We start from the raw sequence: 18,148 nt of genomic DNA on the forward strand, positions 1-18,148 counted from the left end.
GCAGTTTTTTTTAATTACACCTTACCGTTTACATAAGGTGTCATGTTTTTAGGGGGCCATCTCTTATGGCTAACAACTTATAGCTTAAGACTATTCTGGTATTTATTTTCTAATAAAATAAATCGCTACGCTACTGAATATCACTGCCGGCATCACGGCGCCGAGGAAGGCAGGCAAGCCATAGACCAGAGTCAGAGGTCCGAAGATTTCACTGCTGATATAGAAGGTAAAACCGGCAATAACCCCCAACAACACCCGAGCGCCCATGGTCACGGTTCTCAAGGGACCAAACACGAATGAGAGCGCCACCAACATCATCACAGCAACGGTGACGGGCTGCATAACTTTACGCCACAACGCCAACTCATAACGGCCAGAATCTTGATTGTTCAACTTAAGATAGTCCAAGTAGCCCATCAAACCTTGAATAGAGAGTGATTCGGGCTTGACCGAGACGACACTCAACTTATCTGGTGTCAGTGTCGAATCCCAGCGATACAGGGTCAGGTCGGTCAGTGTCACCTTGTCCTTGGTCAAATCTGTTTGCCTGACATCGATAAGACGCCAGTGATCATTTGAGTATACGCCGCGCTCGGCATGTATTGTCTTCACTAAGGTCAAGGTGCTATCAAACTCATACAAGGTAATATTGCGCAGGCTGTTAATATTTTCCACTTCGCCGATATTGACGAACAGATCACCATCTTTTGCCCAGATCCCACGACTCGATTTGATCAGACTGCCACCGGATACCTTGAATGCTTGCAGTTCATTAGCGCGCCTTTCCGCCGCCGGCGCTCCCCACTCACCGAGCACCATAATCATCAGCATGAGTGGCACGGCAGTCTTCATTGCCGACAGGGTGATTTGAAAGCGAGACAAGCCAGAAGACTGCATCACCACGAGTTCCGACCCCGACGCCAGCATACCCATACCGATCAAAGCGCCGAGTAATACCGCCATAGGGAAGAACATCTCGATATCACGAGGAATAAGAAACAGCACATAGATGCCTGCATCTAGCATGGTATAGCTACCACGACCTACGACACGAAGTTGATCCACCCATTTTATAATGCCAGACAGACCGGTGAGAATAAGCAGACACAGGGCCGAGCTGCTGACTAAAGTTCTGGCGATATATAAATCTAATATTTTCACGCACTGACCCTCTTGCGCTTAAATATCCCGCTCAGTTTAACACCGGAAGGACGCTCTTTGCCTAAGAGCAGTATCCCCATGAAGAGGGCGGATGCATGTATCCACCACATCCCCAGATACTCAGGTATCACGCCGTCTTCCAGCGCTTTACGCCCAGCAATCATCAGACCAAAATACCCCAGATAGAGTAGAATTGCCGGGAACATCTTGGCGAACTTGCCCTGACGCACATTAACCCTGGCCATAGGCACGGCAATAAGGGTCATTAAGGGGATAGCTAAAGGAATGGCCAGACGCCAATGAAATTCAGCCGTTGCCGCGGGTCCCTCTATATCCATCAGCTCTTTAATAGGCATGGCGGAGAGCTTACGACGGCGTTCATCGACCGGTTGCTCCTTGATCTGCATCTGGTAGCTGCCGAACTCGATGATCTGAAAATCCACTTGCTTAGGCGTCGCTTGGTATTGCACACCGTCACTCAGTTGCAAGCGCTGACCACCAGTCTCATCCTCGATGACCTTACCACCTTCGGCAACGACGATATTACTGATACCTGATTCATCATCTGGGTCTGGTAGTTGTGCTACGAACACCTTTTTCAGCTCGTTATTGCGACCAATTCGTTCGACAAAAAGCACGGCTCTGCCATTGGGACTGGTTTGAAAACGTCCCTGAGTGATGGCTGCCAGCCCCGCTTCTGACTGAGCATGCTCGAGTACCTGATTCTGCTTCTCTTCGGCCCAAGGTGTCACATAAATCGACAGCATACCGGTAAAAATCATATTGCCTACGGCCAACAACAGGGTCACTCGAGTGATGTACCACTCACTCACTCCCACGCCGTGAAGAATAACCATTTCACTGTCGGCATACATTCGGCCATGAGCCATTAAAATACCGAGAAATAAACTCAGCGGTATCACCAAAACTGCCAGATAAGGTAAATTAAGACCCAATAATGTCATGACTAACGAAGCAGGAAATTCTCCGTCAGATGCATCTGCGAGTACACGAACAAAATGTTGGCTTATAAAAATAGCTAAAAGTACTGTAAGAACGGCTATTTGTGCCTTGAAAACTTCTCTAATCAAATATCTAAATACAATCACAGGCTGGATCCGGTCCCTAAACTTATAATTATGCTGGTATCAGGTTAACTTTCATGTAGACTGTCTACTTTTGGTAGTTTTGTAACCAGCCATTAACTAAATATGGTATGAAAACACCTAAAAAAATAAACTTTGATGTACCAAATTTAGGCCCGTTTTGGGGCACAAGCAGACATTATCTAATAAATAATAAAATTTGTCTTTAAGAATCTAGGAGAGCTCATGGAGTTTAGCGTTAAGAGCGGTAGTCCGGAAAAACAGCGTTCAGCCTGTATAGTGGTTGGCGTATATGAACCAAGGCGCCTATCGGGTATTGCTGAGCAGCTTGATAAAATTAGTGAGGGCTACATTAGCAACTTACTTCGTCGTGGGGATCTCGAAGGCAAGCCAGGGCAGATGCTTCTTTTACATCATGTGCCTAATGTTCTCAGTGAACGTGTGCTTTTGGTTGGCTGTGGTAAAGAACGCGAGCTCGATGAGCGTCAATACAAGCAGATCATCAACAAAACCATCACTACGCTTAACGAAACTGGTTCAATGGAAGCCGTTTGCTTCCTAACTGAACTGCACGTGAAGGGCCGTGATACTTACTGGAAAGTTCGTGAAGCCGTTGAAACTACACAGAACAGCCTATACAACTTCGATGTATTGAAGACCAATAAGGGTGAGACTCGCCGTCCGCTACGTAAGCTAGTCTTCAATGTACCTACACGCCGTGAACTGGCCGTGGGTGAGCGCGCAATCGAACACGGTATGGCCGTGTCAGCCGGTATGCATCTTTGTCGTGATGTTGCCAACATGCCGCCTAACATCTGTAATCCAGCCTATCTAGCATCACAAGCTCGCCAAATGGGTGAAGTCTGTGAAGAGCTAACTGTGACCACCTTAGGTGAAGAGCAAATGGCCAAGTTGGGCATGAACTCGTACCTTGCAGTGGGCCGTGGCAGTGTCAACGAATCCATCATGACTGTGATGGAGTACAAGGGCGCAGTCGACAGCACTCAGAAGCCGATTGTTCTTATTGGTAAAGGTCTGACATTCGACTCTGGTGGTATTTCACTTAAGCCTGGCGAAGCCATGGATGAAATGAAGTACGACATGGGCGGAGCCGCCGGTGTTATCGGTGCAATGAAAGCCCTTTGTGACCTGAATCTTAAAATCAATGTGATCGGTATTCTTGCTGGCTGTGAAAACATGCCATCGAGCAATGCTTACCGCCCAGGTGATATCCTCACCACTATGTCGGGACAAACTGTCGAAGTGTTAAACACAGATGCAGAAGGTCGCCTGGTATTGTGTGATGTATTGACCTACGTTGAGCGCTTCGACCCTGAGCTAGTTGTCGATACTGCAACTCTGACGGGTGCCTGTGTTATCGCACTGGGTAAACACGCTTCGGGTCTTTTCTCTGGTCATAATCCACTGGCACACGAGCTATTAAATGCTGGTGAGCAGAGTGGCGATCGCGCATGGCGCTTACCATTATGGGATGTGTATCAAGAGCATCTTGAAAGCCCATTTGCCGATATGACTAACCTTGGTGGTCGTCCCGCTGGTGCCATCACGGCAGCTTGCTTCCTGTCTCGCTTCACCAAGAAGTACAACTGGGCACACTTAGATGTTGCCGGTACCGCTTGGAACAGTGGCGCGAACAAGGGCTCTACCGGACGTCCGGTACCGCTATTGACTCAGTTCCTGATCAACCGAGCGGGTGTTCCTCAAGGGGAATAACACACATTTGAAAAGTTAAGCCGAAAGGGCGAAGAATTATCTCTTCGCCCTTTTTATTTGGCTCTGTCCCGCCCTGATATAGGGAGATGAGTATAAATCCTCAGCTCCCTGTTTCACTCGTTTTATATCTGTTCGGATTCTTGTAGCCTATGATCTAGACTAAATCGACCCGATCCTAATACCCAAAGAAAAAGGAAGCCCAAGACCGTTGATTAGTTCGAATTAGTCTTCACTACAATTTTCCCGATTGCTTTATTTTCGTCCATTAAGGTATGGGCTTGGCGAATATCATCGAAATCGAAGACCTCCGATGTGATATTGGGCATACTCCCCTGTGCCACTTGCTCAGCGATCCAATTCAATGGTGATGCATTCAGAGGCAGAGCCTCGCTCCCCAACATACCACTCTGGAAGAAACTCAGTTTTATCGAGCTGGGTAAATCACTCATCAAACCAAAGCTCTCAATTACAGGTGCGCCTCCCAGTAAACCCACAACTGTCACTTCTCCCCAGGGCCTCAATGCCTTCATGGTATCGATGACGGTCGATGCCCCAACCACTTCTAAGGCCTTATCCACTCCCTTAGGATAAAGAGTCCGCACAGCTGCTGAAACCTCTCCATCATCGATCAGCACATGATCTGCCCCCAGTGATTTCAGACGTTCGACATTGCTCTCCTGCCTCGTGGTCGCTATCACGCTCAAGCCTCGCGCCTTGGCATAGGTTAATCCGGCAAGCCCAAGAGAAGATGTCGCCCCACGTATAAGCAAGGTTTCACCCGTTCGTATATTCAAAGTTCTATCCAGCGCTCCCCATACTGTTAAATAGGCTTGTGGCAACGCCGCCAGTAACACAAAGTCCACATCACTATTGATGACTTGCACATTGCTTTTATTCACTGTGATGATTTCGGCATACCCACCGTGGCGGGCAAACATCATTCCGCCCATGGCAGTTACCACCTTATCACCTATTCTGAAGGTATTACTTGGGTCCTCCAACACCACTCCAGCGGCCTCGATACCTGGAGAAAATTCTGGGTTGATGGTGCCAAATGCTCCGTTACGATAATAGGTTTCCGCCTTATTCAATCCAAATGCTTTCACTCGTATTTTAACTTCACCTTGGGCAGTCACGGGCTCACTCATCTCACGAATTTCTAGTACTTCTGGACCACCGGCTTGCGTTGCTATAATTGCTTTCATAAAGCATTTCCTATGGAGTTAATGTTTGTTGATAGGACAACTATAACGAGTCGATTAACCTAAAATTAGAGACCATTTCATGAATTACTTTTCCATTTATAGTGGTAATCTAGAAACCATCATCCGATTAACCTTATTTCACAGCTAAATATCAAGGTGCTAATCAGTCATGGATCTCAACTCATTGAACATTTTCGTACATGTGGTTCAGCAAGGCAGCTTCTCAGGGGCCTCAAGGGCAATGAATATTCCAGTTGCAACGATCAGCCGTCGAGTCAGTGAGCTCGAGGCACAATTGCAGCAAAGTCTACTCGTTCGCACGACGCGAAAATTGACCTTGACCCCATCAGGTAAAGTTCTTTATCAAAGAGCCTGCGTGGGGCTAGATGAAATTTTTGCAGCTAAACAAGCCATGAATGAGCAACAGGAAGAATACAAAGGAAAGCTGAGGATCTCGATTCCTCCGGCGCTCTACGTACTAGATGACATGTTTCATGCCTTCAATGAAGCCTATCCCGACATACAGCTAGAAGTGTTCAGTTCAGTGAAGAAAGTCGATTTTATCGAAGATGATATCGATATTCTTATCAGGATTGGTAAGCTTAATTATGAGTCCGCAATAGCCAGGCATTTGGGACAATTTAGGCATGTAATTGTCAGTAGCCAAAAGTTTATCAATCGCTACGGTATGCCTAAGCATCCATCAGAATTGGCTACTCTTCCTATTGCTGCCTGGATATCTCGAGACAGTGAAGTGATATGGCAACTGGGCGAGCACTGTCAGTCGATTAAGCCTAAGTTTTTGTCCAATGATTATGCCCATATTCTTTCATCCATCCGCACGGGCAACATGCTGGGTGAGCTCCCCCCTATGCTGGCAAATTCTTTGATCGATTCCGGGGAGCTGGTAGAGGTGTTGACCGACTTTCCCTTGCCTCTTATCGATCTACACTTACTCTACCCAAGCCGTAAACACCTATCTCGCCTAAGCAAGGCCTTCATCGATGACTTTATCGCGTTTTGTCAACAACACAGCCATGACGGAACTCTGTTTAACCGTATCTAGGGACGATTGCTCCTTCGAGCTTTAATTTTGTACAAATTTGAAAAAATATATACACACACTAAAAATACAGGTAAAAGATGCAAACCTAATATGGGTTAAATTTAGATGAGCAATTCAAGGAGTACATATGGAATTAAGCACAATCTTAATGTTTGTCATTGCATCTCTATCCATCAATCTGATCCCCGGGCCTGATGTGGTGTACATAGTATCTAATACCATGAAGGGTAAATTAAAATCGGGGATTGCGGCATCTCTAGGGCTAGGTGCTGGCTATTTGGTACATACTTTAGCCGCGGTATTTGGCTTATCGGCGCTAATACTAAGCTCTGCCTTCCTGTTCAGTGTGGTTAAGTACTTAGGCGCGGCCTATCTGCTATATTTGGGAATCACCTCGCTAATAAACTGTTACAAAGGTCAATCTAAACTGGTTGCCAATGATGACACTAAGTCTCGAGTTACGAGTGTTAGAAATGTGTTTACACAAGGGGTTGTCGTTAGCGTACTAAACCCTAAAGTGGCCATGTTTTACTTGGCTTTCTTACCACAATTTATTGATATATCTTCTCAATCAGCCACTAAAGAGTTGATGATTTTAGGGCTATTGTTCAGCGCTCTGGCTACAGGCTGTAATTTAGTCTATTCCTTCTTAGGCAGCATACTATTTAGTAGCCCAAAAGCTGCAAAGTATTCCAGAGGTATAGAGGGAGGCTCAGGTCTTATACTCGTGGGTTTAAGTGCAAAAATTGCCTTGAGTGAAAGTCAGTAAATTTATGCACAAGATGTGAGAGTGGCCTCATGGAGCGACTCTCACTTGATGAGTTCTGGGGCTCCGGGCCCCAGTGGCTGACCATAGCTGAACTCGATAAAGTTACCGTCGGGATCTCTGACGCCACAATAATATCCCGCAGGGTATTTATCGTTCCGTACCCCCCAAACCAAAATCCCCTCTTCCTCGGCGCGTTTGGCCACCCTATCCACGGCTTCTTTACTCTCCAGAGCAAAACCTAAGTGGGAAAAGTCGTTCATCTGCTGTTTATGGCCACATCCTCCGGGAAGCACCACAATAATAAACTGCGATTCCTGTCCCGGCTCACAAAGCCAAACAATACGCTTTTCTCCGCTTGGCCGTTCATGGCTATTACCGCAGGGGCGTTCATGAATGACACTCATGCCAGCGTAAGAAGAGTAAAAGTCGACACAGGCTTCAAGGTCCATGACGTGTAAAGCAATATGGGTCAGTGCAATCGCCATCTATAATCTCCCTTCGCAATTAAGCCGCCGGTAAGCGCTTATACGATAAAGCTCAATAACATTCATGACATGCAATCAGACATAATGGACCAGTGTAATCGCCATCTATAACCTTCCTTCACATTTAAGTCGCCTGTAGACAGCCTTGTGATATAGGTTTGATAATAGCGGACGCACTAACTTTAGCCCCATCAACCAAGCCAATGGTTTCAGTATCGGCACCCGTTGCATCAAGACTATGTAGGCATCAAGCTCAGATACGACTCTAGGCTTCTTTACATTTTCGCATTCACCAATGATCACATGTAGTTCGGTTAGCGCCTTGAACGGTTCAATCCCCCAAGCCTTTAACTTCTCGTCCTGATCTGTAATATCGAACCAGTTGACCCCATCGGCATGGCCTCCCGCGATACGTGAATAATTATCTCTATCCTTGATGCATCGGGGACAGGCACCATCGTAGAGGACATATAAATTTGGCTGACTTGGGTTCATATATTGAGTTTAGTCGATATATATCGCCCACTTTTCAGTGAAAATACTTAGGGTAAAAGTGATCAGAATGTCCTATCTTTAAATTCTGGCTTTATAAAGGATTCAACCTAGAGCCAGCTCGGCTGTAATCAAGACCTATCAATATCGAACCTTCATTATTAATCCTTATGTTATGCCTTCTCAAGGTTAAAAGGTTCATTGCTCCACTTCGATATCTTCAAGATTGTTATGCATTCATTTACTGTGACAAGGCCCTTGATAAAAGGGTGAATAGGAGAAGTCTTATGGAAAAACTGAGAAAAGGTCCAATGACCATTGAGTTAGGCGGCAAGAAATACCCCGAATGGGTGGAAAACTCAGAAGGCTACTGGGACTTCCACCGCGCTTTTACCAACAACAGATATACTGAATCACCCAACAGCCAAGTAGGACAAGATGAATGTGTCCTCTCTGAAGCCGGGATATATCGATTAAGGATAATCCATTGACCTTTCTTTATATAAGAAGCTCTAGCTTGGAATGAAAGGACCTAACCAAGTACATAATGAAAAAGCCAGTAGCGTTTAGCTACTGGCTTTTAGAAAAATCATCAATATTTTAGCATGTGACACTTATCACTAAGCATCCACAAAAATAACTTCACCGGTTAGGAATCCATCAACAGAACGTTCGAATGCTTTGCCCACTCGCTTTCCTGAGACTGACTCAAATCCTGGCATCATCTCGCCATAAACATCCCAAGCCTCTTCAAGTACCGTAGGGTTAACGACATTGATTCGGGTACTTCTTGGCATTTCAAGCGCCACACATTTTACAAAAGTGTCAATCGCACCACTTGTTGTCGCATCTGCAATGGCGTATGGAATAGGTTTAACATTCAAAATGCCGCTGATTAAGGTAAATGAGCCCCCATCTGCAATGTACTTCTGACCAATACGAACTAGATTAATTTGCCCCATCATTTTACTCATGACCGTTGTCATCCATTGCACTTCTGTCATCTCGGTAAAATTGGCATACTCACAAAAACCAACCGTATTAACCACTGCATCGAAGTGCCCCACTTTCTCATAGAGTGCTTCAATAGATTGTTCATCGGTAATATCAACAAGGTGATCGACATCCCCTGAGCGACCAGCCGTAATAACCTTGTGATTCCCGAGCCCTGTTAGTGCTGCCTGACCCATTTTACCTAGTGCACCAATTAAAATTACTGTCTTCATTTTTATCTCCAATCGTTGAATTAACTTGATGCAAGAAGCTTAACAACCGCAATGAACAAATAGAAACAAACATTTTTTGTTAGTGATACAAGATTTTTTGGTTATGTGTTAGGTTGAAGTAAGAGCTTGTTATTAGAGAGAGTCGTTGTGAGTAAGCTAGATCGATTAGACATAAAACAGTTGAGGGTTTTTCAAGCCTTAATACGCGAAGAAAATGCTTCTAAAGCAGCTCATCAACTGGGTTTGACTCAGCAAGCGGTAAGCGAGCATCTGAAAAAACTACGAGATGTGTTTGATGACAGATTGTTTGTTAGAAAAACCAATGGATTTGTGCCTACCCCATTCGCTAAAGAGTTATCGATAGGTGTCGATAAACTGCTGCTTGATTTCAGGTTGCTGTTGTCACCGAACACCTTCTCCCCCGAAAAGGCCAGTGGCACTTTTGTTATTTCAGCTACCGACTATGCACAACAAATAGTATTACCAGCATTGATTGCTAAACTAAGAAAACAATCGCCGAATTTGAAATTGATCGTCAGAGATTTTGAAATCGATAAGCTGCATGAACTGATGGTGAGCGGTAAAGTGAACTTGGCAATCGCATGCCCTGATCACATTCCAGACAGCTACCCCATGGTTAAACTATTTGAAGAGCACCATGTCTGTGTGGCATCTGCGAGTTCAACTATTTCACAAAAGATGTCACAAACGACGCCAACTTTAGCTGAAATCGCAAGTTACCCAACGATTATCGCTTCGCCATCACGGCCAAATTTTAAAGGCTCAATTGATGATTGGTTTTCGCAATTTGGCTTAAAGAGAAATATTGTCGTGTCAGCTCCCTGCTTCTCTATTGTGCCTATGTATCTTGAAACAACCGACTCCATCGCCTTTTTACCTTCCAGGGCCATCAAAGGCCTGGATATCGTGACCATTCCTTTAGAGCAATCACCTGATAGTTTCGATGTTATTGCGGCTTGGCACCCTCGCTACAATGATGATCCACTGCAAAAATGGGTTATTTCCTTACTTGAGCTTGAGTAACCTAGGTGTTTTCAGAATGAAAAATAGGTTCCCTACGGATGAAGGCTGGTTACATTTTCTCTATGGATCGTTGGTAGTTGGTTTGAAGATCTTACCTTCATAGCGACTTACCGACTGCCCGGCGAGGCATATGCACTATTTACTTTGACAAGGGTCTGCAAGACTCTGTGAAGCCATCCATAGCCGCTCTGCGGTTTCCAACAACTTAGTGTTTAACGGCCAGTTCGGCATCCACACCTCTCGTTCGAAGAGTACTACTAGGTGATACCTCACCCTGAAACCTAAGCTCGCAGCCGCATCTACACCGAGTTATTCACAAGCAGAGTTATCTTGCTAGTCGACTTCATAGTAACGGGGTCATAACTTCGAATACAGATTAATTAGCTAGGCCCCCCTTGCCCGCACCTTGCCACCAATCAAGCACTTTCCAAAAAATCCAAGCCGTTAGGTTTGAAAAAGTTTTACTCTGACTCAATTTTCAGCCCCAATTTGTAACTACTTTTGACCAGCCCACAAACCTAGAAACTGAGCCGCGTAAGGAGTCATTACAGCTAAGTGTTAGAACAAACCCATTCGAATTATTTATTATATTGTTCCTCCAGCATGTACTAGGCTTCAGTATACACTGACCCTATTTTCTACAAAAAAATTATTGTAGCTAAGTGATTCCCATGAAAAAAAATATTCAATCCCTACTTATTTTTTTCTTATTTTTCACAGGTGTTAGTGTCGCTGCAGATGAAACCTATTTGATTGGAACATTTCCAATCCCATTAATGGTAGAAGATAAAGACAACGGGATATTTATTGAGTTAACTAAAGAAATTGCTAAGCGTAGTAAAATAAAAATCACTATAAAAGTATTACCACCTAAAAGAATCACCACCTATTTCGCTGAAAATATACTCCATGGCTTTTTTCCAGCTCTGGATGTCATGGTTACCCATAAAATATCCAAATCAGAATCAATTTATATCAAAAAAGATTTTGGTTTTACTAAACAGGGTCAACCTCTGGTCAAATCGATTACTGACCTTACCGGGAAGCATATTGGAATGACTCTCGGATACCCATATTCAAAAGAAATAACTGCAAATTTATCCTTCACCACTAGTACTGCCCCAAGTGATATTAATAACATAATAATGCTAGATGCAGGCCATATTGATGTTTTTGTCGTTGAAGAAAAATCTGGGCTCAAAGCAATAGAACAAAGCGGCAAGAACAATATTAGTTACGACTCTGAACAACCATTGTCCCGCCAAAATGTCTATTACGCATTTCAATCAGATAAAACGGGCCAACGACTAGCCTTACTCTTCTCAAAAGCCCTGGTTGAAATGAAAAACGACGGCACATTTGAAAATATAATGTCCAAAGTGGATGAATAACCATTTAACTCAAAACTTAATCCCGCTCAAAGTTGTTGCCAGACCACTAGCGGCTTCACTTTGTCGTTACTGCACATCCGCTGCATAAGGATATGGTGCTGTATTGATATGATAGAAGTTAAAATCGACAAAAAAGAAGCTGAACACTAGCCTCCACTCTGGTTTAAAGCATAGGTTTTGGTGTAAAATCCCTTGCTTCGACAGTAAATCAAGCCTATTCACTAAAACTGAAAGCCAAGACTAAGCCTACTATGCCAAATGCCCTATTTTACGTGATGCCTGATGAGGCCAATAGCCCCACCGAGGCGACGCAGCAGGTACACAGATTAGCCTGTGAACTTGCACAGAATGCATACGTTAATCAGCAACTAGTTTATGTCCATACTCAGGATAGAGAACAGGCTTATGCTGTCGATGAATTGTTATGGCAATTTGAGCCAAATTCTTTTGTGCCCCATAACCTCAAAGGTGAAGGCCCGGTCACAGGTGCGCCTGTGGAAATCGGTTTCGACACCTTAGGGCCCAATAAAAATCGTCATCTTCTGATTAATCTTGCAGACCAAGTACCCTCATTTGCGGTAAACTTTGGCCAGATTATCGATTTCGTTGCCAATGATGCTGGGCATAAGACGATCGCACGCGATCGTTACCGTCAGTATAAGAGCCTTGGAGTGACATTGAGCACTCAGGACTTAGCGAAACAACCACTTAATTTTGTTTGAGAAAAACTAGCTCCCATGGAAAAAACATATAACCCGCAGTCTATAGAACAGTCTCTTTACCAAAGCTGGGAAGAGAAAGGTTACTTCAAGCCACATGGCGACGAGTCCAAAGGCAACTATTGCATCATGATCCCGCCACCAAATGTGACGGGTAGTCTGCATATGGGTCACGCCTTCCAAGATACCATTATGGATACTCTGACTCGTTATCAGCGTATGAAGGGTAAAAACACCCTTTGGCAGGTAGGTACAGATCATGCGGGTATTGCGACTCAGATGCTGGTTGAGCGTAAATTGGCAGCCGAAGAAGGCAAGACACGTCACGATCTTGGCCGCGATAAGTTTATCGACAAGATCTGGGACTGGAAGAAAGAGTCCGGTGGTACCATCACTAAGCAGCTACGTCGCCTCGGCGCTTCAGTGGATTGGGATCGCGAGCGTTTCACCATGGACGAAGGCATGTCTGAAGCGGTACAAGAGGTCTTTGTCCGTCTTTATGAAGATGACCTCATCTACCGTGGTAAGCGCCTGGTTAACTGGGATCCGGCTCTTCACACGGCGATCTCAGATCTCGAAGTAGAGAATAAAGAGAAACAAGGCAGCATGTGGCATTTCCGCTACCCGCTGGCCGATGGCGCATTGACTGCCGATGGCAAAGACTATTTAGAAGTGGCGACGACTCGTCCCGAAACCATGCTAGGTGATAGCGCGGTTGCGGTTCATCCCGATGATGAGCGTTATGCATCCTTGATCGGCAAGTTTATCCTGCTGCCAATCGTTAACCGTCTTATTCCTATCGTTGCCGATGATTATGTCGACATCGAATTCGGTACAGGTTGTGTGAAGATAACTCCAGCTCACGACTTTAACGATTACGAAGTCGGTAAGCGTCATAACCTACCTATGTACAACATCTTAACTTTCGATGCGGCTATCCGTAGCTCAGCCGAAGTGGTTAACACAGATGGCACCAGCAATACCGAATTAGATAACAGCCTGCCCGAGCGTTATGCAGGTCTGGATCGTTTCAAGGCACGAACTGCCATCATCGCAGAATTCGACACCCTTGGACTACTGGGTAAGATAGATCCGCACGGACTGAAAGTGCCTTATGGCGATCGCTCCGGCGTAGTTATCGAGCCACTACTTACCGATCAATGGTATGTCTCTGTTGCCCCTATGGCGAAAACTGCCATGGAAGCGGTCGATAATGGCGACATCAAGTTCGTGCCGCAGCAGTACGAGAACATGTACAACTCTTGGATGCGCGATATTAACGATTGGTGTATCTCACGCCAACTTTGGTGGGGACACAGAATCCCGGCCTGGTACGACGAAGCGGGTAAGGTCTATGTTGGCCGCGACGAAGCCGAAGTACGTGCTAAGCATAAGCTTGACGACTCGGTCGTGTTACGCCAAGACAACGATGTACTCGATACCTGGTTTAGCTCGGCACTTTGGACCTTCTCGACCCTTGGCTGGCCGAAGAACACCGAAGAGCTTAAAGCTTTCCACCCAACCGATGTATTAGTCACTGGCTTCGACATCATCTTCTTCTGGGTTGCCCGCATGATCATGATGACCATGCACTTCATCAAAGATGAAAACGGCAAGCCACAGGTTCCCTTTAAGACCGTTTACGTGACCGGACTCATTCGTGACGAAGTCGGTAATAAGATGTCTAAGTCTAAGGGCAACGTACTTGACCCGTTAGATATGATCGACGGTATCGACCTCGAGTCACTGGTGACCAAGCGTACCGCTAACTTGATGCAGCCAAAACTTGCTGCAAAAATCGAGAAGAGCACACGTAAAGAATTTGCCGATGGCATTGAAGCACACGGTACCGACGCCCTGCGTTTCACTCTAGCATCTATGGCATCCACAGGCCGTGATATCAGCTGGGACATGAAACGTCTCGACGGTTACCGCAGCTTCTGTAACAAGATTTGGAACGCCTCACGCTATGTGTTAATGAACACAGAAGTGCAGTCAGAAGATCAAGACAGCAATGTCGCAGGCGAGCCATTAGATTGCGGTCAGATTCTAACTGACGGCAAGCCGGGCGAAATGGAGCAGTCTCTTGCAGATCGCTGGATCATAGGCCTGTTTAACCAGACAGTTAAAGCCTATGACGAGCACATGGAGAACTACCGTTTCGACCTTGCGGCAAATACCATCTATGAGTTCACCTGGAACCAGTTCTGTGACTGGTATTTAGAACTGACAAAACCTGTGATGCAAAGTGGCACCGAGGCTCAGAAGCGTGGCACTCGCCATACTCTAGTGACGGTGCTAGAGGCGATGCAACGTCTGATGCACCCTATAATGCCTTATATCACAGAGACTATCTGGAAGCGCGTACAGCCTCTGGCTGGCGTTACCGGCGATACTCTGATGTTGGCGCAGTTCCCTGAATATCAAGCCAATAAAGTTGATGCTCAGGCGATGGAAGACCTCGAGTGGGTTAAGCAGGTCATCACTGCGGTACGTAACATCCGCGCCGAGCTGAACATTGCCCCGTCTAAGCCGCTTAACGCCCTATTACGCGGTGTTAGCGAGCAAGATAAGGCTCGTCTGGAAGAGAACCAAACCTTCTTCAAGACCTTGGCTAAGCTTGAGTCTATGACTATCCTCAGCGACGACGAGACTGCACCTATGTCTACCACTCAGTTGATTGGTGATATGGAGCTGCTTATCCCTATGGCGGGTCTTATCGATGTAGCTAAAGAAGTCGCGCGTATCGACAAGCTGCTCGAGAAGGCTGCCGGTGAGTTTAAGCGCATCGAAGGTAAGCTCTCTAACCAAGGTTTCGTGGCTAAAGCCCCTGCAGTCGTGATTGAGAAAGAACGTGCTAAGCAAGTCGGATATCAACGTGATATCGAAAAGCTAACCGAGCAGAAAGCAGAGTTGGCTAAGCTAGAAGGTTAAAGGAAGTGTCGAGTTCCTAGGAGCGAGAAACTAGGAACAAGCACTTTTGACTAACACTAAAAAGGGCTGTCATCGTGACAGCCCTTTTTAGTGCCTAAGGTTTAAGTTCCTAAGATCTAATTCCTCGAGCCTCTTAACTCGCAGCTAAAGCAGCTCCTACAGAAAGCAGAGCTTATCCTATCGAAATCGGGATCCTATTTCTGCCAAAATGCTCACAGGGCCCATCGAAACGTCCCGGTATTTGTGTACCACAATATTGGCACTTGCCGCTATGATTTAGATGATATTCGCCTAACTCATACCAGTCGCGATTGATGACTAGTTTATGACATGACGGGCAGTAACTGCTGCCTCCATCTGTGTCATGAATATTACCGGTATAGACATAGTTGAGCCCCTGAGCCAGGGCAATTTCTCTGGCCCGCATCAGTGTCGATGCTAGCGTTCTGGGCTTGTCTAACATATGAAAGTCGGGATGAAAGGCGCTGAAATGCAGTGGAACATCATAACCTAAATTATCGGCTATCCATTTGGTTTGTTGCTCCAGCTCTTTGACTGAGTCGTTTTCATCGGGGATCAAGAGTGTGGTTATCTCAAACCAGACTTGAGTCTCATGCTTAAGGTAGAGCAAGGTATCGAGCACATCGCTGAGATTTCCGCTGCAAATTTTGTGATAAAAGTCTTGAGTAAAACCTTTTAGATCCACATTGGCGGCGTCCATATAGCGATAAAACTCGACCCTGGGCTCGGGGCAGATATAGCCTGCTGTAACGGCCACCGAGTTGATCCCCTGCTCATGACAGGCCTGAGCCACATCAATGGCATATTCGAGGAAGATAACCGGATCGTTATAGGTGAAGGCGATGCTCCTGCAGCCCATGCGCTTGGCCGTTGCCGCCAATGATTCCGGACTGGCTTTCGAGCCTAAAGTATCGAACTCACGTGACTTACTGATGTCCCAATTCTGACAGAACTTACAGCAAAGATTGCAGCCTGCGGTGCCAAAGGAAAGTACAGAGCTACCGGGATAAAAATGATTCAGAGGTTTCTTCTCGATGGGATCGATACAGAAGCCACTGGAGCGACCATAGCTAGTAAGCTTTATCTCATTATCTATATTCTGGCGCACGAAACAGACCCCACGCTTGCCCTCACGCAGCTGACAATGTCTGGGACATAAATCGCATTGCACCCTACCGTCGTCCAGTTGGTGCCAGTACTTAGTGTCTACCGTACTCGCTTCTACCGCATTAGTTTCACCTGTATTTGTACTCGATTTAGACATCATCAGCATATGTCCGCCTTGGCCTATACTTAAAGCCTAGTTTAAAAAGACTGGCCAGGTAACAGATGCTAAGTTCTATCCGCCCTCCCGCCGTCGCAGGACTGTTTTATCCGGCAGATCCTATTGTGCTATCCGCTGAGCTATCCAGCTATATGAGTCACGCGTCACTTCATAAAATTCAACATTCGACACCTAAAATGATACCTAAGGCGATAATCGTGCCCCATGCGGGTTATATCTATTCAGGGCTCGTGGCAGCCCATGGTTTCTCCTGCATTAGTGCCATCACAGACAAAATTAAGCGTGTGGTTTTACTCGGTCCCGCCCATACCCTTTATCTGCAAGGCTGCGCCATCCCCGAAAGCACCCATTTCTCCACGCCTCTGGGCAACTTGCCCATAGACAGTTCTGGCGCTGAAAAATTGGCTGCATATGATGCCGTGACTATCTCCAATATCCCGCATAAAAATGAACACAGTCTGGAGGTCGAGCTACCCTTCCTACAGCATTGCCTGGATGAATTTACACTCCTCCCCATCCTAGTAGGTGACATAGCCCCTGAACTGATGGCCGAACTATTGGAATTAGTCTGGGGTGGAGACGAAACCTTAATTGTCGTCAGCTCAGATCTAAGCCACTTTCATCCCTATGATGAAGCTAAGCAATTAGACCGGGAAACCTGCCAGAAAATCCTAGCCAATAACAGTGACATATCTTCCGAGCAAGCCTGCGGAGGCCGTTCACTTAATGCGCTTTCTCTCCAGATTATGCGTCATAACCTCAACATAACTCAGCTGAGTTATCAAAACTCGGGTGACTGTGCGACAAGCGATGCGAGTGATAAGAGTCGGGTGGTCGGCTATGCCAGCTTTGCCATCAGTTAACCTCACCGAACCCGAGAAACGTCAGTTGTTAGCACTGGCGCGTAGCACCTTAGTCGATTCATTTGGCTCAGACCCAGCAGCCAAGCTCCCTCTAACTTCACACCATAAACTCCCCACTTCACACAGTAAACTCCCCGATGAAGCAGTTATCGAGTTAAAGCTAGGCTGTTTCGTTACCCTGACACTCGATGGTGAATTAAAAGGCTGTATGGGCTGCATAGAAGGTGAGCGAACTCTGGCTAACAGCATCCCGGATCTTGCCACCAGCAGTGCCTTCTACGATAGTCGCTTCTCACCTCTGCGGCAGCCTCAGTTAAGTCGAGTCTCGATAGAGATATCTCTGCTCTCACCTCTTACCCCCTTAAACGTCAGAAGTCAGGCTCAGCTTGAGGAATACTTAGCTCAGGATCACTATGGTGTAGTGCTTAAAGAAGATGGATTAAGAGCCGTGTTTCTTCCTCAGGTCTGGGAGCACTTTTCTGGCCCCAAAACTTTTATCGATGCCCTGAAAGTGAAGGGTGGCTGGCCCGAAAATTATTGGTCAGACAAGATAGAAGTTGAGCTATTTAAGGTTATCCACTTCAGCGAAAACAGATAAAACCAGCTCATACCTGATTGTTTGCTAAAAAATGAATTCCAGGACCTAA

At 45.9% G+C, this 18,148-nt stretch carries 17 protein-coding genes; 10 read left to right on the plus strand and 7 right to left on the minus strand.

From position 1 onward, the window contains the following. Positions 1-102 precede the first annotated feature (102 nt). Positions 103-1,161 (minus strand): LPS export ABC transporter permease LptG, encoded by a 1,059-nt coding sequence (gene lptG / locus FS373_RS12980; RefSeq protein WP_144047875.1) that lies wholly within the window; start codon positions 1,159-1,161, stop codon positions 103-105. Beyond that, positions 1,158-2,270: an LPS export ABC transporter permease LptF gene (lptF, locus tag FS373_RS12985; protein WP_144047876.1), complete on the minus strand. Its 1,113-nt coding sequence runs from the start codon at positions 2,268-2,270 to the stop codon at positions 1,158-1,160. Before lptF ends, lptG begins: the two co-directional genes overlap by 4 nt. A gap of 222 nt (positions 2,271-2,492) precedes the next feature. Here lptF and pepA point away from each other — a divergent pair, with 222 nt between their 5' ends. Beyond that, positions 2,493-4,001 (plus strand): leucyl aminopeptidase, encoded by a 1,509-nt coding sequence (pepA, locus tag FS373_RS12990; RefSeq protein WP_144047877.1) that lies wholly within the window; start codon positions 2,493-2,495, stop codon positions 3,999-4,001. 212 nt (positions 4,002-4,213) lie between these two features. Here pepA and FS373_RS12995 read toward each other — a convergent pair whose 3' ends face one another. Further along, a complete protein-coding gene (locus FS373_RS12995) occupies positions 4,214-5,206 on the minus strand; it encodes a zinc-binding dehydrogenase (protein ID WP_144047878.1) in 993 nt (330 codons plus the stop codon). A gap of 169 nt (positions 5,207-5,375) precedes the next feature. Here FS373_RS12995 and FS373_RS13000 point away from each other — a divergent pair, with 169 nt between their 5' ends. Both FS373_RS13000 and FS373_RS13005 read left to right on the plus strand, forming a co-directional pair. Then, a complete protein-coding gene (locus FS373_RS13000; RefSeq protein WP_144047879.1) occupies positions 5,376-6,272 on the plus strand; it encodes a LysR family transcriptional regulator in 897 nt (298 codons plus the stop codon). Between the two features lie 127 nt (positions 6,273-6,399). Next, positions 6,400-7,041: a LysE family translocator gene (locus tag FS373_RS13005; protein WP_152829602.1), complete on the plus strand. Its 642-nt coding sequence runs from the start codon at positions 6,400-6,402 to the stop codon at positions 7,039-7,041. 41 nt (positions 7,042-7,082) lie between these two features. On the opposite strand, the gene FS373_RS13010 is transcribed toward FS373_RS13005, so the two are convergent. Beyond that, a complete protein-coding gene (locus tag FS373_RS13010; RefSeq protein ID WP_144047881.1) occupies positions 7,083-7,526 on the minus strand; it encodes a VOC family protein in 444 nt (147 codons plus the stop codon). Between the two features lie 105 nt (positions 7,527-7,631). Then, positions 7,632-8,021, minus strand: a complete 390-nt coding sequence (locus FS373_RS13015; protein WP_144047882.1) for a DCC1-like thiol-disulfide oxidoreductase family protein — start codon at positions 8,019-8,021, stop codon at positions 7,632-7,634. Positions 8,022-8,305: 284 nt separating this feature from the next. Here FS373_RS13015 and FS373_RS13020 point away from each other — a divergent pair, with 284 nt between their 5' ends. Further along, positions 8,306-8,509 carry a hypothetical protein gene (locus FS373_RS13020; RefSeq protein WP_077754540.1) on the plus strand — a complete coding sequence of 68 codons (204 nt, stop codon included), beginning with the start codon at positions 8,306-8,308 and terminating at the stop codon, positions 8,507-8,509. A gap of 129 nt (positions 8,510-8,638) precedes the next feature. Here FS373_RS13020 and FS373_RS13025 read toward each other — a convergent pair whose 3' ends face one another. Then, positions 8,639-9,244: a short chain dehydrogenase gene (locus FS373_RS13025; protein WP_152829603.1), complete on the minus strand. Its 606-nt coding sequence runs from the start codon at positions 9,242-9,244 to the stop codon at positions 8,639-8,641. Between the two features lie 147 nt (positions 9,245-9,391). Between FS373_RS13025 and FS373_RS13030 the strand changes: the two genes are divergently transcribed. The 4 genes from FS373_RS13030 (at position 9,392) to FS373_RS13045 (ending at position 15,332) form a co-directional block, all read left to right on the plus strand. After that, positions 9,392-10,288, plus strand: a complete 897-nt coding sequence (locus FS373_RS13030; RefSeq protein WP_322619497.1) for a LysR family transcriptional regulator — start codon at positions 9,392-9,394, stop codon at positions 10,286-10,288. Between the two features lie 671 nt (positions 10,289-10,959). Further along, positions 10,960-11,679: a substrate-binding periplasmic protein gene (locus FS373_RS13035; protein ID WP_144047885.1), complete on the plus strand. Its 720-nt coding sequence runs from the start codon at positions 10,960-10,962 to the stop codon at positions 11,677-11,679. A 251-nt stretch (positions 11,680-11,930) separates the two neighbouring features. Then, positions 11,931-12,401, plus strand: a complete 471-nt coding sequence (locus FS373_RS13040; RefSeq protein WP_144047886.1) for a DNA polymerase III subunit chi — start codon at positions 11,931-11,933, stop codon at positions 12,399-12,401. 15 nt (positions 12,402-12,416) lie between these two features. Then, positions 12,417-15,332: a valine--tRNA ligase gene (locus tag FS373_RS13045; RefSeq protein ID WP_152829605.1), complete on the plus strand. Its 2,916-nt coding sequence runs from the start codon at positions 12,417-12,419 to the stop codon at positions 15,330-15,332. Between the two features lie 172 nt (positions 15,333-15,504). On the opposite strand, the gene amrS is transcribed toward FS373_RS13045, so the two are convergent. Beyond that, complete coding sequence (gene amrS / locus FS373_RS13050) at positions 15,505-16,617, minus strand: AmmeMemoRadiSam system radical SAM enzyme (RefSeq protein WP_152829678.1); 1,113 nt, start codon at positions 16,615-16,617, stop codon at positions 15,505-15,507. A 65-nt stretch (positions 16,618-16,682) separates the two neighbouring features. Between amrS and amrB the strand changes: the two genes are divergently transcribed. Together amrB and amrA are read left to right on the plus strand one after the other, a co-directional pair. Beyond that, complete coding sequence (amrB, locus tag FS373_RS13055; RefSeq protein ID WP_144047888.1) at positions 16,683-17,501, plus strand: AmmeMemoRadiSam system protein B; 819 nt, start codon at positions 16,683-16,685, stop codon at positions 17,499-17,501. Then, entirely contained in the window at positions 17,479-18,099 is a 621-nt protein-coding gene (gene amrA / locus FS373_RS13060; RefSeq protein WP_144047889.1) for an AmmeMemoRadiSam system protein A, read from the plus strand. The genes amrB and amrA overlap by 23 nt, the downstream gene beginning before the upstream one ends. Positions 18,100-18,148 lie beyond the last annotated feature (49 nt).

The organism is Shewanella sp. YLB-07, assembly GCF_009377275.1.